This is a genomic window from Pseudoalteromonas sp. 4NS20-0020 (assembly GCF_057554385.1).
The window spans coordinates 510,258-534,833 of record NZ_BAAJMI010000004.1; the positions used below are offsets into that span (position 1 = coordinate 510,258).

The 24,576-nt window shown below is 40.0% G+C and carries 23 protein-coding genes; 15 read left to right on the forward strand and 8 right to left on the reverse strand.

All coding sequences use genetic code 11. The features are described from left to right. Window positions 1–13: 13 nt before the first annotated feature. From AC27JL_RS12900 to AC27JL_RS12915, 4 genes are all read left to right on the forward strand, one after another. On the forward strand, window positions 14–667 hold the full coding sequence (locus tag AC27JL_RS12900; RefSeq protein ID WP_006791329.1) for a DUF2959 domain-containing protein: 654 nt from the start codon (window positions 14–16) through the stop codon (window positions 665–667). A gap of 142 nt (window positions 668–809) precedes the next feature. Further along, window positions 810–1,898, forward strand: coding sequence for an MBL fold metallo-hydrolase (locus AC27JL_RS12905; RefSeq protein WP_058429985.1), 1,089 nt, complete (start codon window positions 810–812; stop codon window positions 1,896–1,898). 88 nt (window positions 1,899–1,986) lie between these two features. Then, a complete protein-coding gene (locus AC27JL_RS12910) occupies window positions 1,987–2,412 on the forward strand; it encodes a BLUF domain-containing protein (protein ID WP_039038301.1) in 426 nt (141 codons plus the stop codon). 72 nt (window positions 2,413–2,484) lie between these two features. Further along, a complete protein-coding gene (locus tag AC27JL_RS12915; protein ID WP_487195772.1) occupies window positions 2,485–3,213 on the forward strand; it encodes a CBM9 family sugar-binding protein in 729 nt (242 codons plus the stop codon). A gap of 299 nt (window positions 3,214–3,512) precedes the next feature. On the opposite strand, the gene typA is transcribed toward AC27JL_RS12915, so the two are convergent. Further along, window positions 3,513–5,333 carry a translational GTPase TypA gene (gene typA / locus AC27JL_RS12920; RefSeq protein ID WP_277053766.1) on the reverse strand — a complete coding sequence of 607 codons (1,821 nt, stop codon included), beginning with the start codon at window positions 5,331–5,333 and terminating at the stop codon, window positions 3,513–3,515. Between the two features lie 506 nt (window positions 5,334–5,839). Here typA and glnA point away from each other — a divergent pair. From glnA to AC27JL_RS12945, 5 genes are all read left to right on the forward strand, one after another. Next, window positions 5,840–7,246 carry a glutamate--ammonia ligase gene (gene glnA, locus AC27JL_RS12925; protein ID WP_276754210.1) on the forward strand — a complete coding sequence of 469 codons (1,407 nt, stop codon included), beginning with the start codon at window positions 5,840–5,842 and terminating at the stop codon, window positions 7,244–7,246. A 114-nt stretch (window positions 7,247–7,360) separates the two neighbouring features. Beyond that, a complete protein-coding gene (locus tag AC27JL_RS12930; RefSeq protein WP_277053767.1) occupies window positions 7,361–7,882 on the forward strand; it encodes a DUF4124 domain-containing protein in 522 nt (173 codons plus the stop codon). 83 nt (window positions 7,883–7,965) lie between these two features. After that, a complete protein-coding gene (glnL, locus tag AC27JL_RS12935; RefSeq protein ID WP_006791337.1) occupies window positions 7,966–9,036 on the forward strand; it encodes a nitrogen regulation protein NR(II) in 1,071 nt (356 codons plus the stop codon). A gap of 14 nt (window positions 9,037–9,050) precedes the next feature. Beyond that, a complete protein-coding gene (gene ntrC, locus AC27JL_RS12940) occupies window positions 9,051–10,436 on the forward strand; it encodes a nitrogen regulation protein NR(I) (RefSeq protein ID WP_008126997.1) in 1,386 nt (461 codons plus the stop codon). 26 nt (window positions 10,437–10,462) lie between these two features. Next, window positions 10,463–10,921, forward strand: a complete 459-nt coding sequence (locus tag AC27JL_RS12945) for a cyclic nucleotide-binding domain-containing protein (RefSeq protein WP_006791339.1) — start codon at window positions 10,463–10,465, stop codon at window positions 10,919–10,921. A gap of 1 nt (window position 10,922) precedes the next feature. Here AC27JL_RS12945 and AC27JL_RS12950 read toward each other — a convergent pair whose 3' ends face one another. Both AC27JL_RS12950 and AC27JL_RS12955 read right to left on the reverse strand, forming a co-directional pair. Beyond that, window positions 10,923–11,588: a hypothetical protein gene (locus AC27JL_RS12950; RefSeq protein ID WP_487195773.1), complete on the reverse strand. Its 666-nt coding sequence runs from the start codon at window positions 11,586–11,588 to the stop codon at window positions 10,923–10,925. A 55-nt stretch (window positions 11,589–11,643) separates the two neighbouring features. Next, window positions 11,644–11,931: a hypothetical protein gene (locus AC27JL_RS12955; RefSeq protein WP_138740536.1), complete on the reverse strand. Its 288-nt coding sequence runs from the start codon at window positions 11,929–11,931 to the stop codon at window positions 11,644–11,646. A gap of 228 nt (window positions 11,932–12,159) precedes the next feature. Here AC27JL_RS12955 and AC27JL_RS12960 point away from each other — a divergent pair, with 228 nt between their 5' ends. The 4 genes from AC27JL_RS12960 (at window position 12,160) to AC27JL_RS12975 (ending at window position 16,391) form a co-directional block, all read left to right on the forward strand. Beyond that, window positions 12,160–12,543 carry an RNA-binding S4 domain-containing protein gene (locus AC27JL_RS12960; RefSeq protein ID WP_039038297.1) on the forward strand — a complete coding sequence of 128 codons (384 nt, stop codon included), beginning with the start codon at window positions 12,160–12,162 and terminating at the stop codon, window positions 12,541–12,543. 94 nt (window positions 12,544–12,637) lie between these two features. After that, window positions 12,638–13,066: a hypothetical protein gene (locus tag AC27JL_RS12965; RefSeq protein ID WP_276754200.1), complete on the forward strand. Its 429-nt coding sequence runs from the start codon at window positions 12,638–12,640 to the stop codon at window positions 13,064–13,066. A gap of 200 nt (window positions 13,067–13,266) precedes the next feature. Further along, window positions 13,267–16,011 carry an aconitate hydratase AcnA gene (gene acnA / locus AC27JL_RS12970; protein WP_487195774.1) on the forward strand — a complete coding sequence of 915 codons (2,745 nt, stop codon included), beginning with the start codon at window positions 13,267–13,269 and terminating at the stop codon, window positions 16,009–16,011. Between the two features lie 134 nt (window positions 16,012–16,145). After that, window positions 16,146–16,391 (forward strand): hypothetical protein, encoded by a 246-nt coding sequence (locus AC27JL_RS12975; protein ID WP_487195775.1) that lies wholly within the window; start codon window positions 16,146–16,148, stop codon window positions 16,389–16,391. Window positions 16,392–16,394: 3 nt separating this feature from the next. On the opposite strand, the gene AC27JL_RS12980 is transcribed toward AC27JL_RS12975, so the two are convergent. From AC27JL_RS12980 to AC27JL_RS12995, 4 genes are all read right to left on the reverse strand, one after another. Next, the gene (locus tag AC27JL_RS12980; RefSeq protein WP_487195776.1) at window positions 16,395–16,937 is read right to left on the reverse strand and encodes a DUF4124 domain-containing protein; all 543 of its coding nucleotides are present in this window, start codon (window positions 16,935–16,937) and stop codon (window positions 16,395–16,397) included. 138 nt (window positions 16,938–17,075) lie between these two features. Then, complete coding sequence (locus AC27JL_RS12985; protein WP_487195777.1) at window positions 17,076–17,816, reverse strand: phosphoadenylyl-sulfate reductase; 741 nt, start codon at window positions 17,814–17,816, stop codon at window positions 17,076–17,078. Window positions 17,817–17,858: 42 nt separating this feature from the next. After that, window positions 17,859–19,556, reverse strand: coding sequence for an assimilatory sulfite reductase (NADPH) hemoprotein subunit (gene cysI, locus AC27JL_RS12990; RefSeq protein ID WP_487195778.1), 1,698 nt, complete (start codon window positions 19,554–19,556; stop codon window positions 17,859–17,861). A gap of 60 nt (window positions 19,557–19,616) precedes the next feature. Further along, complete coding sequence (locus tag AC27JL_RS12995; RefSeq protein ID WP_008127115.1) at window positions 19,617–21,431, reverse strand: assimilatory sulfite reductase (NADPH) flavoprotein subunit; 1,815 nt, start codon at window positions 21,429–21,431, stop codon at window positions 19,617–19,619. Between the two features lie 303 nt (window positions 21,432–21,734). Between AC27JL_RS12995 and AC27JL_RS13000 the strand changes: the two genes are divergently transcribed. Beyond that, window positions 21,735–23,351 (forward strand): endonuclease, encoded by a 1,617-nt coding sequence (locus AC27JL_RS13000; protein ID WP_487195779.1) that lies wholly within the window; start codon window positions 21,735–21,737, stop codon window positions 23,349–23,351. A gap of 27 nt (window positions 23,352–23,378) precedes the next feature. Here the strand turns inward: AC27JL_RS13000 and AC27JL_RS13005 are convergent, their stop codons facing one another. Next, window positions 23,379–23,843 carry a hypothetical protein gene (locus AC27JL_RS13005; protein WP_487195780.1) on the reverse strand — a complete coding sequence of 155 codons (465 nt, stop codon included), beginning with the start codon at window positions 23,841–23,843 and terminating at the stop codon, window positions 23,379–23,381. 185 nt (window positions 23,844–24,028) lie between these two features. On the opposite strand from AC27JL_RS13005, the gene AC27JL_RS13010 reads away from it, so the two are divergent. After that, window positions 24,029–24,574 (forward strand): helix-turn-helix domain-containing protein, encoded by a 546-nt coding sequence (locus tag AC27JL_RS13010; RefSeq protein ID WP_006791353.1) that lies wholly within the window; start codon window positions 24,029–24,031, stop codon window positions 24,572–24,574. The last annotated feature ends 2 nt before the right edge of the window (window positions 24,575–24,576 follow it).

Here is a 24,576-nt window from a genome sequence, read left to right on the forward strand (position 1 = left end):
AATAGGGAATCAAATGAAAAAACAAACACTGTTAAGCGCATCAATACTTGCCCTAACGTTAGCATTATCTGGGTGTCAATCAGCTTACTATTCTGCAATGGAAAAAGTAGGTGTTCACAAACGTGACATTCTTATTGACCGCGTAGAAGAAACCAAAGAGTCACAAGAAGAATCTCAAGAAGAGTTTCAGTCAGCGCTTGAGCGTTTAACTACACTAATTAATTTTGATGGCGGTGAGCTCCAAGATGCTTACAATCAACTAAATGACGATTACGAATCAAGCCTTAAAGCCGCAGACGACGTTACTACCAATATCAATAAAGTAGAAGATGTTGCTGAAGCCTTGTTTGACGAGTGGAGCGATGAATTAGAACAGTACAAAAGCGCTTCGTTAAAACGCGAAAGCAGTAAAAAACTTAATGCCACTAAGCGCCAATTTGATCAGCTTCTTCGTTCTATGCGCAGTGCTGAAAGTAAAATGGAACCAGTGCTATCATCACTAAAAGATAACGTTTTGTACTTAAAGCATAATTTAAATGCACAGGCAGTTGCTGCTATAAAAGGTGAATTTACTAACCTTAAACGTGACATTCAGATACTGATGAACGACATGAACAAGTCAATCGCCGATTCAAATAAGTTTATTGAGCAAATGAACAAAGCCTAATAATGCTATTTTTATAACAACTCTAAAAGCCTGTTAATTTTAACGGGCTTTTTTGTGATTATTTTTTGTTACGATTAACACATTGTTTAATAAATAGCTTTTGATAAGCTTTACTTTCTTTTAAACAATAACAACAGTCGAAATGAAATTACATACTCTGTGCTTACTTATTACCTCAAGCTTTTTAGCCGCCTGCAGCGCAAACACTGTAAATGTAATTGCTGGGCAAGACAGCATAACGCCAATTCATAAATCAGGTGAGCGTGAAGGGCGTTATCACAACCTTTATGCGGGCGATAAAACCTATCCGGTTACCTGTGAAGCTGACTGCTACCCACAACACCCGAATGTAATATGCGAAACCACGGCTGAAAATTGCACATTTAACGCTGAGCAATTAAAGCCACGGTTAAACCTTGGCTTTAATATACGCTGGTTAGGCCATGCTGGCTTTATGATCCAAACACCAAATGGACAGCATGTAGTGTTCGACCCCGTAAAAGAGCAGTTTGACTCACCCGTTGATTTAGCATTTAAGCTTGCCTCTGGGTTTTATAGACAACCTGGTGATTGGCTTACTCAAAGCGAACTTAAAAACCTAGATGCCGTTATGTATTCGCATATTCATTACGATCATTTTAATAAATCAGACATAGAAGAAATAGGTAATCAACCTCGCTACTTAGCACCATTAGGCATGGCAGATAACTTTCCAAACGCAGGACTTAATATTAGCGAAATGGCGTGGTATGCAAAAACTAAAATTGATGATTTAACCATTCATGCACTACCAGCGCATCACTTTAGCAGCCGTGTATTAGTACCCTTTATTTACGAAGACAACGATAAAGACTTATGGAATGGCTGGCTACTTGAACAAAATGGCAGCACCTTATTTTTTGCAGGCGACACCGGCTACTCCAAACACTTTAGCGATATTCAGCAAAAGTATGGCGATATTGATGTGTGCTTAATGCCTATAGCCTCTTACTACAGCGAAGATAATCCCAAGTGGTATCGTTATGTTCATACAACCCCAGAAGATGCTCTTAAGGCCGCACACGAGCTTAACTGTAAAGTAATGATACCGTGGGGGTACGGTAACTCATCATGGAAAATGGGCGACCGAAGTAGTCATTCGGCTTTACTACGTTTATTACACATGCATGAAACAATGAAATCACCCGTGCCGCTTTATATTTTAAATGAAGGTGAAAGTATTAAATTTTAAATTGCCCACCAGCTGAAATACATCAACATAATTCGTAATAACCCTCTAGCTGAACTATCTTTAATTAACTAAGCAATGTGGGGTTATTATGTTTCTAGTACGACTAATTTACGCAAGCAAAATTTCAGACGGCTTTGGCCCAAAAGATATAGAAAGTATTTTACAAAGTGCTCGTACCTATAATGTAAAAACACATGTTACCGGCATGCTTTGCTTTAGTAACGAATACTTTTTACAGTGCCTTGAAGGCTCCAGAACCGCAGTAAATAATACCTATCAACAAATATTAAACGACAAACGTCACCACAATGTAATTATGCTTAACTATACCCAAATTCCAGAAAGAGAATTTGAAAAGTGGTCTATGGGTTATGTTCCACAATCTAGAGTAACCCAATCACTGAATCTGAAATTTTCAGGCTCTGTTGATTTTAATCCATTTAAAATGTCTGGCGAAAGCGCCCACTTATTAATGCTAGCGTTAAAAGGCAGCATTACAGGTGCTATTAGTTAAAATACGCATATATTATTGTTTTTATTGTTAACTTAAGCCAAGCTAAGCCAACTTTAATTAATGGAACAATTAATGAAAAAAGTACTGTTAGCCACGAGCTTAGTGATCAGCAGCCAAGTAATGGCTGCTGACGTTGAATATACGTCAACCCCTATTAATATTGACGGCGTATCTGAAAGCGCATGGGATAAGGCTGCTTGGCACGATATGCCACATTTAATGGATGGTACATTGCCTTCAAACGATGCCGATTTTAAAGGCCGCTATCGCTTATTATGGGATGAAAAATTCTTATACCTACAAGCCGATATTGTAGATGATGTTTTAATAGACAACCACCCAGACCCTACCTATAAATATTGGGATGACGATGCCCTTGAAATATTTATAGATAGCGATGCATCGGGCGGGATTCACCAATTTAACCACACCGCTTTAGCGTACCATATTGGCCTTGATAACCAAGCTGCCGATTACGGCCCTGATAAAAAAGCGCACTTGTATACCGACCACTTAGTTAGCAACTGGAAACGCAATACCACTGCACCCTATAACATTACTTGGGAGGTTGCGATAAAACTCTACCCGAATGATTATCAACAAGGCGCAAAAAATACACCGCTTAAATTAACAGAAAAACAAGTTATTGGCTTTATGCTCGCGTATTGCGATAACGATGGCAGTGAAACACGCGAGCACTTTATGGGGTCACACGAAGTACAGCCAGTGAACGGTGACAGAAACCGAGGATTTATAGACGCAGATGTATTTGGCAAAATCACCTTACTACCAAAAAAGTGATGTAAGTTAGCGTGTAGGTTGGTTTAAGCGCAGCGAAACACAACGAAAAAACCAACCAACAAAATAGAAGCTTTGAACTATCAGTTGTTTTAGCGCTTGCTCTTTTACTTCTCATTATCTTCTCTTTGTGCAAATATTTTTTAAGCATATTTTTCACAAAGAGGACAAGAGGCGCTGTGCTTTTAGAGCTCAATATTGATAACTAAAAACTGAAAGCTTCTCTTGCTTTAAAAACAAAAAAGCCGCTGTATTTTGCAATACAGCGGCTTTTGAAATCATTTTTCTAAATTAATAGATTATTACTTAGGAGCACGACCCGCACGTTTACGCTCATTTTCAGTTAAATGACGCTTACGAATACGAATGTTCTCAGGTGTAACTTCTACTAACTCATCATCAGCAATAAACTCAAGCGCTTGCTCAAGTGAATAGTTCAGATGTGGTGTCAATGTTTGTGCTTCATCTGTACCAGATGCACGAACGTTAGTAAGTTGCTTACCTTTAAGCGCGTTAACTGTAAGGTCGTTATCACGGCTATGAATACCGATAACCATACCTTCATAAACCTCAACACCGTGACCGATGAATAAACGGCCGCGCTCTTGTAAGTTAAATAATGCGTTAGTAAGTGCTTTACCTGTTGCGTTTGCAATCATTACGCCGTTCTTACGAACACCTAGCTCGCCACCTTTGTGCGGACCGTAGTGATCGAACGTATGGTAAAGTAAGCCAGAACCAGACGTTAATGTCATGAACTCAGTTTGGAAACCGATTAAGCCACGGCTTGGGATCATAAAGTCCATACGCATACGGCCTTTACCATCTGGTGCCATGTCAGTAAGTTCACCCTTACGAAGACCAATTTGCTCCATGATAGAACCTTGGTGCTCTTCTTCACAGTCAATAGTTAGTGTTTCATACGGTTCTTCTAACACGCCATCAACAGTGCGCAGGATTACTTCTGGACGAGATACAGCAAGCTCATAACCTTCACGACGCATGTTCTCGATTAAGATACCAAGGTGTAATTCACCACGACCTGATACGCGGAAGCTATCTGGGTTATCAGTATCTGCAACACGAAGTGCTACGTTGTGTACTAATTCTTTGTCTAAACGTTCACGAATATTACGTGATGTTACAAACTTACCTTCTTTACCACAGAACGGAGAGTTATTTACAGAGAACGTCATTGTAACTGTAGGCTCATCAACACTTAGTGGTGGTAATGCTTCAACGTTGTTAGGACAACAAATAGTATCTGAAATCTTAAGCTCGCCTAAACCTGTTACAGTAACGATGTTACCAGCATAAGCTTTATCAGTGTCGATACGCTCAAGGCCTAGGTAGCTTTGTACTGAACCAATCTTACCGTTACGAGTCGTGCCGTCAGCGCTGATAACTGTAACTTGTTGATTAGTCGCAACAGAACCACGTTTAATACGACCAATACCGATTACACCTTTATACGAGTTGTAATCAAGCTGAGAGATTTGCATTTGGAAGTCACCTTCAGGATCTGCATCCGGTGGTGATACTTCGTCAACGATCATCTTGAACATAGGTTCCATGTTGTCTGATGGCTCGTCTAAATCTAATGTTGCCCAGCCGTTGATAGCTGATGCGTAGATTACTTTAAAGTCTAACTGTTCATCAGTTGCACCAAGGTTATCGAATAAATCAAAGATTTGATCCATAACCCAATCTGGGCGTGCACCTGGCTTATCAATTTTATTGATAACGACGATTGGCTTTAAGCCTTGCGCGAATGCCTTTTGCGTTACGAAACGCGTTTGTGGCATTGGGCCTTCTTGAGCATCAACAAGTAATAATACTGAGTCAGCCATCGAAAGTACGCGTTCAACTTCACCACCGAAATCGGCGTGTCCCGGGGTATCTACGATATTGATGTGGTAGTCATTCCAAGAGATAGCTGTGTTTTTAGCTAAAATGGTAATACCACGTTCTTTCTCAATGTCGTTTGAGTCCATCACGCGCTCTTCGTTACCGCCGCGTGTTTCTAATGTACCTGATTGCTCAAGTAGTTTGTCAACCAGAGTTGTTTTACCGTGGTCAACGTGCGCGATAATCGCTATATTTCTTAACTGTTCGATGCTCATATATTTACTCAGAGAAATTAAATTCTCAATGATCCTGCAAGATCTACGCACTCATCTGCGTTTTCACGAGATGTCCAAGCATAGGATTTAAAAGGGCGCATATTATCCCTCATTAATGACATGGATGAAAGTTTATCCAATACAATTTTCAAAACTTTCTCAATACTTTTACTAAGTATCTGTTTTATATATGACAATTATATGAAATAAATTGTCATTATTTTTTCAAAAATGCAGTTTACACTATTTAGACGATATTTTTGGCACTCTTTTACATTTAGGTTATGCTAATTTCGAGCGATTAAATTAACAACAAATTGTAGTGCACATAGCCTGCACCAAAGTGGAATTTGACCGCACCATATTGGTGCTATTTTATGCCCCACATTGTAGCAACTAAGTTTTTTTAACCTATAAACATAGAGTTATAAAAATGGCACAAAATCAGCTTAATAAATCCCAAAGCAATTATGCAGCAATAATAAAACCCAATAGTTGGAGGACACATGTCACAATCGGTTTTAGATTTTATTAAAGAAAATGACGTTAAGTTCATTGATTTACGCTTTACTGATACAAAGGGTAAAGAGCAACATGTATCTATTCCTCATCACCAAGTTGATGAAGATTTTTTCGAAGACGGTAAAATGTTCGACGGTTCTTCAATTGCTGGTTGGAAAGGCATAAACGAATCAGACATGGTATTAATGCCTGTTGCTGAATCAGTAAAACTTGACCCATTCACTGAAGAAACAACATTAATCGTACGTTGTGACGTTGTAGAGCCTTCTACACTTCAAGGTTACGAGCGTGACCCACGTTCAGTTGCAAAACGCGCTGAAGAGTACATGCGCTCTACAGGTATCGCTGATACTGTATTATTTGGCCCAGAACCAGAGTTCTTCCTTTTTGACGATGTTAAATACAAATCAGACATGTCTGGTTCAATGTACAAAGTTGACGCTGTAGAAGCGGCATGGAACTCAGATAAAGATTACGAAGGCGGTAACACTGGTCACCGTCCAGGTGTTAAAGGCGGCTACTTCCCTTGTTCACCTGTTGATTCTTCACAAGATTGGCGTTCAGCTACTTGTTTAGTACTTGAAGAGCTAGGTCAAGTAGTAGAAGCACATCACCACGAAGTAGCAACAGCTGGCCAAAACGAAATTGCAACTCGCTTTAACACTATGGTTTTAAAAGCAGATGAAATCCAAGAAATGAAATATGTTATTCATAACATGGCTCATTTATACGGAAAAACAGCTACATTCATGCCTAAGCCAATTGTTGGCGATAACGGTTCTGGTATGCACTGTCACCAGTCTTTAGCTAAAGACGGTGTTAATTTATTTGCTGGTGATAAATACGGCGGTCTTTCTGAAGAAGCGCTTTACTACATTGGCGGTATTATCAAGCATGCTAAAGCTATTAACGCATTTGCTAACGCATCAACTAACTCGTACAAACGTTTAGTACCAGGCTTTGAAGCGCCAGTAATGCTTGCATACTCTGCACGTAACCGTTCTGCTTCAATCCGTATTCCAGTGGTACCATCTGCGAAAGGTCGTCGTATCGAAGTACGCTTCCCAGATCCAACAGCTAACCCATACCTTGCTTTCTCAGCAATGCTTATGGCTGGCCTTGACGGTATCAAAAACAAGATCCACCCTGGTGATGCAATGGATAAAGATTTATACGACTTACCAGCAGAAGAAGCAGCAGAAATTCCACAAGTTGCATCTTCACTTGGTGAAGCACTAGATGCATTAAGTGCTGACCGCGAGTTCTTAACTCAAGGTGGTGTTTTCACTGACGACCTAATCGATGCTTACATTGCACTTAAAGGTCAAGAAGTTGAAAAACTTAACATGACAACTCACCCAGTTGAGTTCGAAATGTACTACAGCTGTTAATGTGACACTGTAAAAGAATGTGTGTTCTCAAGCCCGCTTAGCGGGCTTTTTTAATGGTAAATTAAATCAAACTCCACTAAAGTTAAGCAATCATAAAAATTGCAGGGTAGCAGTGTGAATAGTAAGATTTTATTGCTAATGATTACTTTAGGATTAAGTAATTATGGTTATGCGGGTGAAAAAAGAATTTACGCTTGGAAAGATCAAAACGGCGTTTTAGTGTTTTCAGATACACCGCGTAAAGGTGCTACAGAGGTAAAACTCTCTAGCCAGAGCTTAACTATGCCCGCTAAAGATATAGCGACTCTCAGCAGCCAATCCCATACTAAAAAAACAGGGTTTGGTATTGCCATTACGTCACCTGAGCACAATCAAACCATTCATGAAAATACCGGCACAATATACGTCACCAGCCGCGTAATGCCGAGCTTTAAAGCAGGCTATACCATTCAATTGCTTGTTAATGGAGAAGCAAACGGCCCTGCAATAAATAACTCAGTATTTGCAATTGCTGATGTTGAAGCCGGTGAACATATGCTTCAACTAAGACTGTTTAACGAGAAAAACCAAATTATCGCTGTGAGCGAGCCACGTATATTTAATATGCGCAGAAAAGGCAAAATCCATAGCAATTAAAGCGAAACTTAATACTTAGGCGCAGCAGCTCATTTAAGATAAAACCTGGCCTGTAAACACCTGCGCACTAAAATGGTGCAAACATGATTAATAACGAAAATTTTAGCCCCGAATTGCTTGATGCCATATGGCAAAATCAAACAACGGCAGTTATGCTTCTCGATAAAAATTTTACCGTTTTTTATGCCAATACCAGTACCAGTGAGTTACTTGGGCTTGCCACTAAACGCTTACTCGAACAGCCCTTTGATACCCTTTTTAATTACCATTCAATTGACTTAAAACGCATCGCGCAGTTTTCATTAATTGATGGCGTTGATTGCCAACAACACAGAGCTGACGTAGTCTTTAGCGATTCTCGCCATGCCAAAGTAAGTGTTAATTCAAGGCGAATTAACTTTAAAGGTACTGCGTATATTTTATTAGAATGTCGTCAAACGGACGATGAAATAAAGCACGATCAAGCTTCAAATCAAATGCATCAATACCAAGCAGCACGTAACTTAATAAGAGGCTTGGCACACGAAATTAAAAATCCTTTAGGTGGAATTCGCGGAGCGGCGCAATTATTGCAATATGAGGTTGATCAGCAAGAAAGAAATCAATGCGCTGAGCTCATCATTGAGCAAGCAGACAGATTACGTGAACTAGTAGATAGACTTTTAGGGCCTAATCAACTGCCACAAAAATCTTACGTTAATATACACCAAGCGTTAGAGTCGGTAGTGAAGTTAAGCACACTCGATAATTGTTCAAATATCGAATTGAAAAAAGATTACGATCCTAGTATCCCTAATGTGTTTATTGATCAGAGTAAAATACAACAAGTGGTTTTAAATATTGTTCGTAATGCTCAGCAGGCGCTTACTGAGGGTGGTGAGATAAAAATAAAAACGCGTATTAATCATCAACACCGTCGTCCAGGTAAGGCACCTAAAAAAGCCTTGTTGATCCAAATATCTGATAACGGACCAGGCATAGATCACAGCATACGTGAAACCTTGTTCTACCCTATGATCACCAACAAAGAAGGTGGCTCAGGGCTTGGACTCTCGATTGCACAGACGCTCATTGATCAGCACGATGGCTATATTGAATGTGATAGCTGGCCTGGACATACTGAATTTAATATCTATCTGCCCTTTGCAGATTAATGTTTGGAGTTGCCATGAAAACAGTTTGGCTTGTAGATGATGATGCATCAATTCGTTTTGTACTTGAAAAAGCACTTGAACGCTCTGGTTTTAATGTAGAAAGCTTTGCCAACGCGCAAGATGTACTTAATGCATTGAAGTTTAGTCAACCTACTGTTTTAGTATCGGATGTGAAAATGCCCGGTATGGATGGCATGGCCCTACTTGAACTCATCGCAGAACAAAACCCTGGCTTGCCAGTAATAATAATGACTGCGCACTCAGACCTAGATTCAGCAGTGAACGCCTTTCAAAAAGGGGCATTTGAGTACTTAGCTAAACCATTCGATTTAAATGAAGCCGTTGCACTTGTTGAAAGCGCATTTAGAGCAAATTCCACAAAAAAAACCAAACGGAAGCAAACACCCCCTAAAAGTGCTCACATCATTGGTGAAGCACCCGCTATGCAAGAGGTCTTTAGAGCAATAGGTAAACTTTCAGCATCTAGCATGAGTGTTTTGATTAATGGTGAGTCGGGCACGGGTAAAGAGCTCGTTGCAAGTGCACTTCACAATCACAGCCCGCGTAAAGAAAACCAATTTATTGCACTTAATATGGCTGCTATACCTAAAGAATTAGTTGAGTCTGAGCTGTTTGGCCATGAAAAAGGCGCGTTCACCGGTGCCGATACCGTGCGAAAAGGTCGATTTGAACAAGCCAATGGCGGCACTTTATTTTTAGATGAAATTGGCGATATGCCTTTAGATGTGCAAACACGCTTACTTCGCGTACTTGCCGACGGAGAATTTTACCGTGTTGGTGGTCATCAAAGTATAAAAGTTGATGTACGCATTATTGCCGCAACACATCAAAACTTAGAAGACTTAGTTAAACAAGGTAAGTTTAGGGACGATTTATTTCACCGCTTAAATGTAGTACGCCTTCGTTTACCTGCTTTACGTGAACGCACCGAAGATATAGAACGCTTAGCGCAACACTTTTTACATAAAAGCGCTAAAGATCTGCAAGTAGAAAGCAAAGTATTGAGCCCTAAAGCCACCGAGCAACTTCGTTTATTTAACTGGCCAGGTAATGTTCGCCAACTTGAAAACACCTGTCGCTGGTTAACGGTTATGGCACCAGGCGAGCTTGTTACAGAGCAAGATTTGCCCCCTGAAATTATTGAAGTAACACCAATACAAGAAGAAGGTGATTGGCTGGATGCTTTTCAGCAATGGCTTAATAATGAACTAAAACAAGGTAAAGAAAATATTTGGCCAGACATTCAGGCACAATTAGAAACACGCTTAATTAAAACAGCACTTGCTAATTGTTCGGGCCACAAACAAGATGCCGCCATAAAAATAGGCTGGGGTCGCAATACATTGACCCGAAAATTAAAAGAGCGCAATATTAGCTAACAATGTGCATTAAATTTTGATATCGAATGAAATTAATCGAACACATTCCATTGTTCAAACAAATGGAAATAATTAACAGGCTACATTTTTTTAAGGAATTTACGCTCAACGAGCGTCAAATTTTATTAGAATCATATGGCCTATTGTATCTAGTTGGCCAGCACCAATTTTTGTTTAAACAGTTCGATAACGATAAACGATTGTATATTGTACTTAGCGGCGCACTTTTAGTATTTAAGCATAATCACTTACTTGAACTGGGCACAATAGAGCCTGGCGAATTTATAGGTGAAGGCGCATTTATAAATAACAGAGAGCGCAGTACAAGTGCTCGCGCTAAAACCGACACCATTGTCCTTGCCATCACTCCCGAAGCACTCACTCAGTTACCCAATGTTATTCGAGAAAAAATTAAAGACCGTATTATTGAAGGTATGAGTGAACGAATAACTAAGCTCAGTGACTATATAGAAAATCACGGTTAGCTCAGTCCATATAAACAACCTGCAATGAGCAATCGAGCCAGCTAGGATTATTAACATGGGCTGTAAACGTGTAAGTATCTGATGGCTTATCGCCAAAGGGAGTATTTATAAGTGGCTGCGAATGACGATAAGTTTGCGAATAATTTTTGTAATAAATGACAACGTAACCATATAAAAACTCCCAACCCAACCTCACAACTGCGCCACTGGGTAAAGTAAAATCAGCGTATTCTTTGGTAAAGGTAACGATTAAATCATTGTACTTATCTTCACTGCATTGAGTTGTTCGTAACTGTTTAGGCATTACAAAAGCAGCATTTGCAGCCGTATTTTTTAAATAAAAACCTATATTGCCATCACCATAAAAATGGTTTGAGCGACTTGTATAATTAACGTGTGGCTCATACCCGAGCGCTTGCATTATGGACGCAAGTTGTTCTGTCTCTTTGGAATAAATTTTATCGCTTGATAAAAGCAACGTTGCTTCACCAAAATCTGATGGGATTTCTAACGTTACATATTCATAGGGAAGAATTTGTGCTTTTAACGCCGCATCGAGCTTGTTACGTTGTTCATCTTGCAAGTTTTCACTAAAAACATAAACGGTGGGTTGCTGGCATGCAACTAACATACATGCCAATACACAAATTAAAAGTCCTTTTTTCATAGTCACCTCAGTTGATTACACTTGTAGTCTATTAGAGGTATTACTTTATCGCAACTTAATTTATTTGGTTATCTAACCAAGCATCTACACTTTTACGCGTATATAACACTTCTTTGAATAAGCGGTGACGTTCAAATTCCAAAACGCTTTTTTTGTTAGTGTTGCCACTGAGTAACTGACTGTGTGTATCGTTAAATTTTGAAATAACCGAAAACCCGCGTTCGGGTTTTTGGTCGTGCTTTTTTATTGATCTACTAAGGTGTTCCCTAACGTCATCGGCAGTTAACATGTCTGAATGATTTAAGCCCATTAGCTCTTTTCTCATTGCTAATCTTACGCCCATTTTTTACTCCATGATTCTATGTATTCTAAATTCGACACAGCTATAGCAATTAGTAAGCCACTTACAAACATGACTCGCCGGAGCTTAACTAATAAATACTTCAGTTTTTTTAAAGTGAGTCATTTTTTAAAAAATAACTAATACGTAAATTTGAATGATTTGGTTTGGTGCATAATTGGCTCTATGCCTTTATACTACAGCCTATGCAAGCCTCCACCGAGAGTAACAATGAACGAAGAATACATAGAAATCGAACTAGAAGAAGAGCCGATAGAGCTCTGTAAATTATTAAAAGTACTTAATTTAGTTGAAGGTGGCGGCCAAGCTAAAAACCTAATCGCCGAAGGCTATGTGGGTGTTAACCATGAAATTTGTACAATAAAGCGGAAAAAATTATACAGTGGTGATGTACTGGAATTTGATGGCGAGCTCTTTCAACTCTCCCTGAGTGAAGATGCAACACCAGCACAAAGGCCAAGTGAACAAACGCCGGTTGAACCCAAACAAAACATTTCACCGCCTGAAAGCCAACCAGCAAAAAGTAAACGTAAACGCACTAAAAAGCCAAAGGTAGATGAAAAAACAGGGCGTCGTCCTATTTCATTTGGGTAATCTTACAAATCGCATTATAAAAAAGCCAACTTGTATAGTTGGCTTTTTTGCTCTTTAATAACCTTGTTAATAATAATAAAAAATAAGGTTACACATGTCATCTCACACACCTAAAAACTGGTTTAAACCTGTCGCTTGGGCTGCTCTTATATGGAATTTATTGGGCGTTATAGCATTCATTATGCACATAATGACAAGCCCAGATATGATCAGTAAACTACCATTAGATCAACAAGCTGCATATTCAAATACCCCACTATGGGCCACCATTGCTTTCGCCGTTGCCGTTTTTGGTGGTGCTTTAGGCTGCATTTTTTTACTTGCTAAAAAATCGCTGGCAACACCTACTTTTGCTTTATCGCTCGGCGCGATAATTATACAGCAATACTACAACTTTTTTATAATTGATAGCATTGCCTTGCTAGGAATAAGCTCGGTTGTAATGCCACTTATGGTAGTTTTTATTGCCTTAGCGCTTATTTATTTAAGTATAAAAGGGAAACAACAAGGCTGGCTAAACTAACTGAATAGGCCAGCTGAACAACGTGCTTTTTCGTTGTCATAGATGGTTTATTGAACTCATAATTTAATACCTTACTTCCTATTACAGCTGCTCATAAGAGCAGCTATTTAATACTCGTTTATCATGGTATGCACTTTGCAGCTGCGTAATTACAGAGGTTACTTTTCAAAAAATTTAATTAGTTAAGAAGGGGCAAAATAATGAAAAATAGTTTCGATACCCAACATGAGCTCACAATTAATGGTGAGCAATATAATATTCATTCTCTGAAAGGGCTTGGCGACAAAGCAAAACGACTCCCCTTCTCCTTAAAAGTCTTGCTAGAAAATTTGCTGCGCAACGAAGACGGCGAAAACATCAAAGAACAAGACATTAATGCACTATTAAATTGGGACCCAAAAGCAAAACCATCATCTGAAGTTGCATTTACCCCTGCACGAGTAGTAATGCAAGACTTTACTGGCGTACCTGCCATTGTCGATTTAGCTGCAATGCGAGATGCAATGGAAAAGCTCGGCGGAGATCCTGCAAAAATAAACCCACTGTCACCGGCCGAACTCGTAATAGACCATTCAGTACAAGTTGACGGCTATGGAAATGATGGTGCCTTTGATTTAAATGCGAAACTTGAATACGACCGCAACAAAGAACGATACGAATTTTTACGCTGGGGCCAAACGGCATTTGATAATTTAAAAGTGGTACCACCCGCAACCGGCATTGTTCACCAAGTTAATTTAGAATACCTGGCTCGCGTTATTTTTAACGAAGATAGCAATGGTAAAAAGTTTGCCTACCCCGATACACTGGTTGGTACTGACTCGCACACAACCATGATTAATGGCTTAGGCGTACTTGGCTGGGGTGTAGGCGGCATTGAGGCTGAAGCTGCAATGCTTGGCCAGCCTATTAGCTTACTTATTCCACAGGTAGTTGGCATGAAGCTTAATGGCCGATTACCAGAAGGCACAACAGCAACTGATTTAGTACTCACGGTAACTGAAATTTTGCGTAACCACGGCGTGGTGGGTAAATTTGTAGAATTTTATGGCGACGGCCTTGCAGATCTCCCCCTTGCCGATAGAGCAACCATTGCTAACATGGCACCTGAATATGGTGCTACATGTGGTATTTTTCCAATTGATGACGAAACGATTAATTATTTACGTCTTACCAACCGTGATGAAGACCAACTAAAGCTTATTGAAGATTATGCAAAACACCAAGGCTTGTGGCGTAACGATGGCGACGAAGCTCGCTATACCGACACACTAGAACTGAAGCTCGATGATGTTGTACCAAGCCTTGCAGGCCCAAAACGCCCACAAGATAGAATAGCGCTTAACAAAGCCGGCGAGGAAATCTCTCAGCACCTAAAAGGTTTTCAAGAAGAGCGTATAGCACATCGAGATAAAAGTGATGACGAGCAATCGCGTATTGAAAGCGAAGGCCCAACAACCAACCCTGATGAACCTGTAAACGAAGCACAATTTATGGGGGCGGCAAAAGTTAACTATAAAGGCCAAGAGTTTGAACTTAACGACGGTGCATGCGTTATTGCAGCTATAACAAGCTGTACCAACACGTCTAATCCAAGTGTTATTTTAGCCGCAGGCCTTGTGGCTAAAAAAGCAAAACAACTAGGTATTAACGTTAAACCTTGGGTTAAAACATCACTGGCACCTGGCTCAAAAGTAGTTACCGACTACTTAGAAAAAGCGGGGTTAATGGACGACTTAGAAAGCCTAGGTTTTAATTTAGTCGGTTACGGTTGTACTACGTGTATAGGCAACTCAGGACCGCTGGCTGATGAAATCTCACAAGCTATTCAAAAACACAAGCTGGTAGTCAGCTCTATCTTATCGGGTAATCGAAATTTTGAAGGGCGTATACACCAAGATGTTAAAATGAACTTTTTAGCCTCTCCTCCTTTGGTTGTTGCCTACGCAATTGCAGGTAGAACAGACATAGATGTTTATAACGAGCCCCTTGCACAAGATGAAAACGGTAACGATATTTACCTTAAAAACATTTGGCCAAGTGTGAAAGAGGTTAGCGACTTAGTAAAAGAAACGGTTACCAAAGAGATGTTTGCAACAAGCTACGCCAATGTTTATGAAGGCGATAGCCGCTGGCAACAAATTCAAATACCTGATGGTAAGTTGTATGATTGGAACGACGCATCTACCTATATTAAAAAAGCACCATTTTTTGATGGCATGACCGTAGAGCCACCGGGTATTCCTACCATTGAAAAGGCTCGCTGTTTAGCCAAGCTAGGAGACTCGGTAACAACCGATCACATCTCTCCTGCTGGCGCGATTAAAGCGGATGCACCTGCTGGTCTTTATCTACAAGAGCACAATGTAGAAAAAGAACAGTTTAATTCTTACGGCTCTCGCCGAGGTAACCATGAAGTAATGATGCGTGGCACCTTTGCTAACGTACGACTTAAAAACTTGTTAGCACCGGGTACCGAAGGGGGTGTAACACGCACGCAACCAGACAATAGCTTAGAAAGTATTTATGATGCGGCTATGGCATATCAAAAAAATGATACACCGCTTATTATTTTAGCCGGAAAAGAATATGGTACTGGCTCGTCACGCGATTGGGCTGCAAAAGGTTCATTGTTGCTAGGTGTGAAAGCTGTTTTTGCACAAAGCTATGAACGTATTCACCGCTCTAACTTAATTGGGATGGGTGTACTGCCATTACAATTTAAAGAGGGTGAAAGCTATGAGTCGCATGGTTTAACTGGCCAAGAAGAGTTTGATATCCAAGGTCTGTACGATAAAACCGACGAGGTTACACTGATAGCAACCAATGCCGAAGGCAAAAAAACAAGCGTAAAAGCCGATGTACGTATTGATACTCCTAAAGAGTGGGATTACTACAAGCATGGCGGTATTTTACAATATGTACTGCGTAACATGCTTAACTAAGCTGCGTAGTGAATGACTCATAGGCCTTATGGTTACAACCATGAGGCCTTTTTTATAACTGCCTTATTATTGCGCTGCATCAATATACAAAACACATAGCCTATTACACTGGCACCATAACCAGTGGAGGCATTATGTCGCATGTAACTATTATTAGAGTACTTAAAACATCTATTGTACTTGGCTTATGCCTTATAGTTACAGGCTATACACTTATCATATCTAATGGGTTTAATGAGCAATTTGGCGTTAACGGCATTATTGCATCCGCAACTTGCATCGCTGTGGGTATACTATTGTCACTACCCACCAAAATATATTTAACCATTTTACTAATGGAAGCTGAAAAACGTTATACCCGCTCTCATACTCGTGAATAGCGCTTAAAGCACACTTAAATTATTAATTTCTTTGTTACGTTTTTCTAATTTTTTTTCGATGTTTTCTGCATCTTCAAACAACTTTTTAATCGATTCAGGATTTAATATTGAAGGGGTTTGCGTATTAGCTGACATCTCATTAGTACTAGACTCTAAGTTTAAGATAGAGGTATCTTCTGCACCAATCACGGTTATATCCTGAGGGTTGAGGGTTAACTCTATGCTTTTACCATGAGGGTTAGGGCTATCGGAATAATGCCATTGGCCTGTTTCATCTTGCCACTTATAAATAGTACTTGAAGACGTAACCGTTGAGCTATCGCTTGAAATACTACTCGTCACTTTATCGCCAGCCTCGTGAATGCCTTTTACAGCTTGATTTAGCGTATTGGTTGATAACGCAACCATTTGCTCTTTAATTTGCTGGGTTTCTTTGCTGATAGTTGAACCTGAAAGCCAAGGTTGGCCGTCTGGCTTTTTTAAATAAAATAATGATATGACAGCAATTACCATCACTGATATTGCTAAATAGGTAAAGTATTTCATAGCGCTCCTGCTTTGTTTGTTCCTTTAATATAATATTAGTGAATAAAGCACTCACTAGCAATTTTATTATCTAAATTTAGATAATAAAAAACGCAGCCTAAGCTGCGTTTAATTGCGGTTAAATAAAGCGTTAAGGTACTAAATACCATCACCATCCATATGAAGACCGCATTCACGGTTTAAACCAAAAAAGCGGGTTTCTTCTTCAGTCATGCCCGGCTCTAGTTTGCGTGTAGTGTGTACATCGCCCATTGACACATACCCTTGCTCCCATAATGGGTGGTAAGGTAAGTCATGCTTAGTTAGGTATTGATATACATCGCGGTTTGACCATTCAATAATCGGGTAAACTTTTACCGTACCACGGCTTATTTCTACAAACTGCTTATCTGCACGGGTAGAAGATTGATCGCGACGTAAACCACTAAACCAGGTACCCGCTTCAATTTCTTTTAAAGCGCGAGTCATTGGCTCAACTTTATTAAGCTGATTATATTGCTTAATACCGTCCTCACCTTGCTCCCATAACTTTCCAAACTTAGCTTCTTGCCATGCTGGGCTCAGCTGCGCCTTGTACACTTTTAAATTAAGTGACAAACGCTCGCTCATTTGCTCAATAAACTGGTACGTCTCAGGGAACAAATAACCAGTGTCTGTTAATACAACAGGAATGTCTGGGCGTTGGGTTGTCATTAAATGCAACATCACCGCAGCTTGAATCCCAAAGCTTGACGATAGAAACGCGGTATCGGGTAAATTTTCAAGCGCCCACACAACACGTTGCTCTGCGCTCATATTTGCTAATACACCATTAGCATCAGCTAACATAGCCGCTTGGCTTTGTTTATCTAGCTGTAATATATTTTTAAATTCACTCATGGAAAATTCCAAGCCTCACCAGCGCCAAGCGCTGGTATCTAATTATGCGTGAAAATCGGTTACTGATACTTTTACTTCAGCAACAATGCCTTTGCGAATTACAAAGTCACCAAAACATTCACCGTCGTTTCGCTCACTTGCCCACTGGCCAATTAGCTTATCAAACGCCTCTAGGTAAACATCTTCACCTACGTTTTCAAGGTACAGTTTAGGAATGCGTGTACCTTCAAGGTTACCGCCTAAGTAAACGTTGTATTTACCAGGCCCTTTACCTACCAGCCCTGCTTCTGCAAGCATTGCGCGGCCACAACCATTAGGACAACCTACAACGCGCATAATAATGCTATCGTCTGGTATGCCGTGTTTAGCGAGTAAAGCTTCAGTTTTTTCAATTAAGCTTGGTAAGTAACGCTCAGCTTCGGCCATTGCAAGCGGGCATGTAGGTAATGCCACACACGCCATTGAGTTTTTACGTTGCTCTGTGTCACCGTCGTCAATCAAACCATGGTTACGGGCAATTTCTTCAATCACTGCTTTTTGATCTGCAGGTACACCGGCAATAATTAAATTTTGGTTTGCCGTCATACGCATATCACCTTGGTGAACTTCTGCAATTTTACGACACCCTGTTTTAAGTGGCTTATCTGGGTAATCTAAAATACGACCGCTTTGAATAAATAGCGTAAGGTGGTGCTTACCATCAATGCCTTCTACCCAACCGATACGATCGCCACGGTGAGTAAATTCATATGGGCGGCTAGGTGCAAAGCTTACACCGGCACGTTTTTCTACTTCTGCTTTAAATACGTCAGACCCAACACGATCTAGTGTGTATTTAGTTTTTGCATTTTTACGGTTAGAGCGGTTACCCCAATCGCGCTGCACTGATACAACGTGCTCAGCAATTTTTAAGGTGTCTTCTAGCGCGATAAAACCAAAGTCGTCAGCTTTACGCGGATACGTAGCCGTATCACCGTGGGTCATAGCAAGGCCACCACCTACAAGTACGTTAAAGCCAACAAGCTTGCCATCTTCAGCAATAGCAACAAAGTTCAAGTCATTCGCATGAACGTCTACTTCATTATTAGGCGGAATAGTGACGGTTGTTTTAAACTTACGTGGTAAATAGTTAGACCCTAAAATAGGTTCTTCTGTCGTTTCTGCTTTTTCGCCGTTTAACCAAATTTCAGCATACGCTTTTGTTTTTGGTAATAAATGTTCTGAAATTTTTGCAGCCCACTCATACGCTTCTTGGTGTAGCTCAGACTCAACAGGGTTAGTAGTACACAGCACATTACGGTTTACATCACCCGCGGTAGCAATAGAGTCAATGCCCACGCTATTTAGCATTTGGTGCATGCCTTTAATATTTGGCTTTAATACACCATGGAACTGAAACGTTTGACGCGTAGTTAAACGAATGCTGCCGTAACTGGTTTTATCATCAGCAAACTTATCGATTGCTAGCCATTGCTCAGGCTTGATAATACCGCCAGGCATACGTGCACGTAGCATTACGTTGTGCAGCGGCTCTAGCTTTTGCTTTGCGCGCTCAGGACGTATATCGCGATCATCTTGCTGGTACATACCGTGAAAACGTATAAGTTGGAAGTTATCGGCTGTAAAACCACCGGTAATTTCATCTTTTAAGTCTTGCTCTATAGTGCCTCGTAAAAAGTTACTTTCTCTTTTCAAACGCTCGTTATCAGAAAGCTTTACGTTTTTATCTTGTTCGCTCATTTTAAATCCTAAATTTGTTACAGTGACGGCTGTTAGCTGTTAATAAAATAAGAAACGTGATTAATACACGTCTTTCTGATAGCGGTTTGCGCTACGCAGGTCTTTTAAATATTGCTCTGCGTCTTCATCATTTTTACCCGTATTTTCTTTAATGATATCAACCAATGCTTGATGTACATCTTTTGCCATGCGGTTTGCGTCTCCACATACATAAAAGTGAGCGCCAGCTTCTAACCACTCAAAAATGTCTTTTGAGTTTTTGCGAAGCTTATCTTGTACATAGATTTTTTCGGCTTGGTCACGGCTAAATGCCACATCGACTTTGCTCAATAAGCCCGATTTTAAATACCCTTGAATTTCAACTTGGTATAAAAAATCTTGTGTAAAATGAGGATTACCAAAAAACAGCCAGTTTTTACCTTGTGCTTCACGCGAATCACGCTCTTGTAAAAATGCACGGAATGGCGCAATACCAGTACCCGGACCCACCATGATAATAGGTGTTTCATCGTTAGCCGGTAAACGGAAGTTGTCATTATGTTCGCTAAATACTTTTACTTTGCAGCCCTCTTCAGCACGACGCGCTAAATAACCAGAACAACCACCTAAATGCTCGCTGTCAAAAGTATCAAACTCAACAAGTCCAACCGTTAAATGCACTTCGTCTTCAACTTCGCTTTGGCTAGACGCTATAGAATATAAACGAGCCTGAAGCTTACGTAAGCAATCAACTAATATTTGTGCATCTAGTTTTGCTGGATTTTGACGAATAACATCAAATATTTGGCGTGGCTCAATGTAAGCACGCATTGCAGCTTTATCTTCTACAAGCTTTAAGAGCTCAGGTGTGCCTGTTGCTGTTGCGTATTTTTCAACAAAACCCGGATATGACTGCGTTAGCTCTAATTTTTCGATAAGCGCATCACGCACGCTCAATTCTTCATTCGCAACTTTAACGCGACTAGAACCATCAATTTGGGTAAGTTCTAGCACTTCATCAACTAACGCCTCATCATTTAAAAAATATACACCCAGTGAGTCACCCGGTGTGTAAGTGATATCAGAGCCTTCGAGCGAAATTTCTACATGGCGTACATCTTTTGTTGAATCACGCCCGGTAATTTTTTGAACTGCTAATAATTCGGCTTCAAATGGATTTTGCTTTGTGTACTGGCTGGCTGCAGGTGTTGGTGCACCAAATGGCATAACCGCGGCTTGTCCACCTGCGTTACCCTGTTGCGCTTTTAAATCTGGTTCAAATGCATCCAGTGCGCCTTGTATCCATGTTGCAGCTTCTTCTTCGTAATCAACATCTAAATCAGCGCGTTGGTAAACTGACTCAGCGCCTAACTTATTTAAACGCTCTTCAAAGTCTTTTGCTGTTTGACAGAAAAACTCATAGCTAGAATCGCCTAGACCAATAACAGCTATTTTAACACCGTCGAGTTTAGGGGCCTTTTTAGTTGCTAAAAATGCGTGCAACGTTTCGCCATCTTCAGGCGGTTCACCTTCACCGTAAGTCGATACAACAACGGTTAAAAACTTTTCTTTTTTCAGGGCCGTTGGTTTGTAATCAGACATACTCACTAATTTGGCTGATAAACCACGCGATTCAGCTTGCTCTTTCATTTGGGTTGCAACACCTTTTGCATTACCCGTTTGTGAGCCATATAAAATAGTTAATACTGCTGCATCGCCCGTTACTGATGTGCCAGCCGTAGGCATACCAAGTGCTGAAGCATTTGCATTAGCTGCTAAGTAACCACTTACCCACGCCTGTTGAATTGGATTAAGTTCAGCCACTAAACCTTGCAGCTTTTGAACTTGCTCTTGCGATAGCGGGCTTGCCGCAGCATTTAGTTGACCTAACAACATGAATCGATTCCCCATAACCCTGAAAATTAAGCACAACACACACCGTGTATTGTTAAAAATGAGTTTTTCCTCAGCCGATATAAGTTTGCTGAGGTTTTCTTACTGTGCAGGATAACGGGCTATCGACTTATCAAAAAAGAATAGAATCTGCTTTGATATTCCATTTAGTTATTAATTTTAAAAAACACCTAAAAAAACAGATTAAAGAGCGATTATTGCTTTTTATTAAATTTTAAATTAACAATTTTGTAACCTAAACAAAGTAATGTATATTATTCACTCATTATAAAAATAGGAACAATCATGTCACACGGGACATATAAAAATAAACTATTCGGAACAGCCTTATTACTTGGCGCACTTCCGGTAATGGCAAATGTAGAAAATGGCAGTTTTGAGCAATGGTCAAGCAATACACCTGACGCGTGGAGCACAATAGATGGCGGTATTAGCCTATCGCGCTCAACAAATATAGTTAAAACAGGTAACAGTGCAGCAGCAGTTAATGTAACCACAGGCTCTCAGGCTAACACCGATTTATTACAACAAATAACGGTAGAAGCAGGAAAAACCTATGCATTTTCAACTGATGTTTACCACACAGAAGGAAAAATTAAAGCCCGTTTATTCGTAGATGGTTACCAAGGCTACTCCAATAATACGCAAACTAATCAATGGCAAACAATTAGCCACAGCTATACAGCAAGTAGCAATAAAACCATTAATGTTGGCCTACGCTTTTATGATGTTAGTGGCTTTGATGGCAATGAACTTGTCTATGTAGATAACTTCCTACCTACAAGTAACGACAGTAGCTCTGGGAGTTGCTCGGGCAATAGTCTCTCTTTTAGTCTGACGACAGATAATTATGGTAGCGAAACAAGCTGGGCTATTAATAATAACCAAGGTAGCACGGTTGCAAGCGGTAGTGGCTATGCGTCCAATACACAATATAACGAAGCACTGTGTTTAGCTGATGGAGCCTATACCTTTACTATTAACGACAGCTACGGTGATGGTATCTGTTGTAGTTTTGGTAGTGGTAATTATGCACTCACTAGTGGTGGTTCAACCCTGGCAAGTGGCGCAAGCTTCAGCAACGCTGAAAGTACTTCATTTTCGCTTGGCGGTGGCTCTGGTGGTACCCCCACAACACCAACAGGTTATTATGTTACAACACAAGGCCTAACCGGTTACGCATTAAAAACTGAGCTTTATAACATCATTAATAATCATAGTTCGCAGGGGTACTCTGCAATATGGAACTTTTATGATTCATCGGCTCGCGATACATACTTTGAAAACGATAATAGTATTTTAGATATGTACAGTGAAAAGCCAAATGGCAACGATAGCTACACATACACAGCCGTTAGCGATCAATGTGGCAATTACAGTGGCGAAGGTGGTTGTTACAACCGCGAGCATTCGTTCCCTAAAAGTTGGTTTGGCGGTACTAATGAGCCTATGAACTCAGATGTTCATCATATTTATGCAACCGATGGCTATGTAAACTCTAAACGCAGCAACTTTCCGTTTGGTGAAGTGGCAAGCGCCACGTTTACATCAACCAATGGCAGTAAGTTAGGTTCTGCAAGTAGTGCCATTAATTACACGGGCACAGTGTTTGAACCCATTGATGAGTTTAAAGGTGACTTTGCCCGTGCCTATTTTTACATGGCTACACGCTATGAAAATGTGATTGGGACGTGGCAAAATAATACCACTGCAAGTAATGCGGTTCTTAACGGCACCAGTTCGCAGGTATTTGAAAGCTGGGTTGTTGCTATGTTAATCAACTGGCATAACGCAGACCCTGTTAGCCAAATGGAAATAGATCGAAACCAAGCAGCATTTGAATTTCAAGGTAACCGTAATCCGTTTATCGACTACCCTGAATTTGTAGAAATGATTTGGTAGAAAATATAGCCTCAGCCAAGGCTGAGGCTATTTAAAACTCGCCTGACCAAGTGCAATAGACTCATAGCGCTTTCCCGTTAATTTAATCACCCATACGCTGTCTGTAAATGTGCGGCTAAAATATACAGTTTGCCCATTGGGAATATTAGGCATGAAAGACGTAATAGACTGCCAATCGCTATCTACTTTTTCTTTGAGCTTCATGCTCGCATTATAAAAACTTCCTTGTTCATTTGTTTTTACCTCAAGTGCTGTTAGTTGTTCACCGTCGCCTATTTCTATTAATGCGCTTTTATTTAAGTTAGCTAATAACTGAGGTTGGTGAATCGGTTGTAAATTTTTTAATGTTTCATCTATTTTGCTATCTATTGTTATTTTACTCTTTAGCTTGTAAATAGTGGCTTTAATCGCAAATACTGGCTCTGCAATACACGCTGAGGATAAAAACCCAAAAGTAATCCCCATTAACGCTTTATAAAAGTACATTTTCATTCGTTATACTCCTTTATTATTTAGTCTGCCTAGCATAACCAATTTATCACCTATTAAAACTTAACTTATTAATATTCATAATATTCTTTTAATTCATAGTAATGAATATTGCTTATTGGGCTATTTAAACACACCTTTTTTAGCGATAATAAATAGATGAGCATTAAACAAGGTAAGGAAGCAACTTGTCGCTAGGAATTGAACTAAAGCAATTAAGAGCAAATAAAAAATGGACGCAAGCATTTGCTGCACGCGAGATTGGTATTCAACAATCTTACTTATCTAAGCTTGAAAATGGACAATTTATTCCGTCCGCTGAGGTAATTGAAAAGCTCGAACTTTGCTATGGCAAAACGTGTTTAGATAAGTATTTACCATCAAAAACATTACAAAGCACACAGATTAAAAAAAGGCTGTTTGTAAGTTTAATTATGCTTATTACTGGTCTCGTAATGTGGTTATGCGCAACCTATGAAATTTTCTACCCAGAGACTTACTTTACTTATCAGGCCAAATTAGGCGACTTTGTAGCGTTCAACGTCAGTCAGCACTACCAAGGCGAGCGATATATTGAAGGTGATGTTATTTACCAAATTTTAGGTGAGAGACAAGTTAGCCGGATTGAAAACCGCTTTTTAATTGTAGGCTCCACGCTTTGTATTTTGCTATCCGTTGTCGTTGCCGCTTTTTCTAAAAAGCATTTATTAATTAAGCCTCTTAATAAAGTTTAAAC

What these genes read in the sequence shown, in the direction of transcription:
- AC27JL_RS12900 (WP_006791329.1), top strand. Translation starts at nt 14, where the DNA reads ATGAAAAAACAAACACTGTTAAGCGCATCAATACTTGCCCTAACGTTA.
- AC27JL_RS12905 (WP_058429985.1), top strand. Translation starts at nt 810, where the DNA reads ATGAAATTACATACTCTGTGCTTACTTATTACCTCAAGCTTTTTAGCC.
- AC27JL_RS12910 (WP_039038301.1), top strand. Translation starts at nt 1,987, where the DNA reads ATGTTTCTAGTACGACTAATTTACGCAAGCAAAATTTCAGACGGCTTT.
- AC27JL_RS12915 (WP_487195772.1), top strand. Translation starts at nt 2,485, where the DNA reads ATGAAAAAAGTACTGTTAGCCACGAGCTTAGTGATCAGCAGCCAAGTA.
- typA (WP_277053766.1), bottom strand. Translation starts at nt 5,333, where the DNA reads ATGAGCATCGAACAGTTAAGAAATATAGCGATTATCGCGCACGTTGAC.
- glnA (WP_276754210.1), top strand. Translation starts at nt 5,840, where the DNA reads ATGTCACAATCGGTTTTAGATTTTATTAAAGAAAATGACGTTAAGTTC.
- glnL (WP_006791337.1), top strand. Translation starts at nt 7,966, where the DNA reads ATGATTAATAACGAAAATTTTAGCCCCGAATTGCTTGATGCCATATGG.
- ntrC (WP_008126997.1), top strand. Translation starts at nt 9,051, where the DNA reads ATGAAAACAGTTTGGCTTGTAGATGATGATGCATCAATTCGTTTTGTA.
- AC27JL_RS12945 (WP_006791339.1), top strand. Translation starts at nt 10,463, where the DNA reads ATGAAATTAATCGAACACATTCCATTGTTCAAACAAATGGAAATAATT.
- AC27JL_RS12950 (WP_487195773.1), bottom strand. Translation starts at nt 11,588, where the DNA reads ATGAAAAAAGGACTTTTAATTTGTGTATTGGCATGTATGTTAGTTGCA.
- AC27JL_RS12955 (WP_138740536.1), bottom strand. Translation starts at nt 11,931, where the DNA reads ATGGGCGTAAGATTAGCAATGAGAAAAGAGCTAATGGGCTTAAATCAT.
- AC27JL_RS12960 (WP_039038297.1), top strand. Translation starts at nt 12,160, where the DNA reads ATGAACGAAGAATACATAGAAATCGAACTAGAAGAAGAGCCGATAGAG.
- AC27JL_RS12965 (WP_276754200.1), top strand. Translation starts at nt 12,638, where the DNA reads ATGTCATCTCACACACCTAAAAACTGGTTTAAACCTGTCGCTTGGGCT.
- acnA (WP_487195774.1), top strand. Translation starts at nt 13,267, where the DNA reads ATGAAAAATAGTTTCGATACCCAACATGAGCTCACAATTAATGGTGAG.
- AC27JL_RS12975 (WP_487195775.1), top strand. Translation starts at nt 16,146, where the DNA reads ATGTCGCATGTAACTATTATTAGAGTACTTAAAACATCTATTGTACTT.
- AC27JL_RS12980 (WP_487195776.1), bottom strand. Translation starts at nt 16,937, where the DNA reads ATGAAATACTTTACCTATTTAGCAATATCAGTGATGGTAATTGCTGTC.
- AC27JL_RS12985 (WP_487195777.1), bottom strand. Translation starts at nt 17,816, where the DNA reads ATGAGTGAATTTAAAAATATATTACAGCTAGATAAACAAAGCCAAGCG.
- cysI (WP_487195778.1), bottom strand. Translation starts at nt 19,556, where the DNA reads ATGAGCGAACAAGATAAAAACGTAAAGCTTTCTGATAACGAGCGTTTG.
- AC27JL_RS12995 (WP_008127115.1), bottom strand. Translation starts at nt 21,431, where the DNA reads ATGTTGTTAGGTCAACTAAATGCTGCGGCAAGCCCGCTATCGCAAGAG.
- AC27JL_RS13000 (WP_487195779.1), top strand. Translation starts at nt 21,735, where the DNA reads ATGTCACACGGGACATATAAAAATAAACTATTCGGAACAGCCTTATTA.
- AC27JL_RS13005 (WP_487195780.1), bottom strand. Translation starts at nt 23,843, where the DNA reads ATGAAAATGTACTTTTATAAAGCGTTAATGGGGATTACTTTTGGGTTT.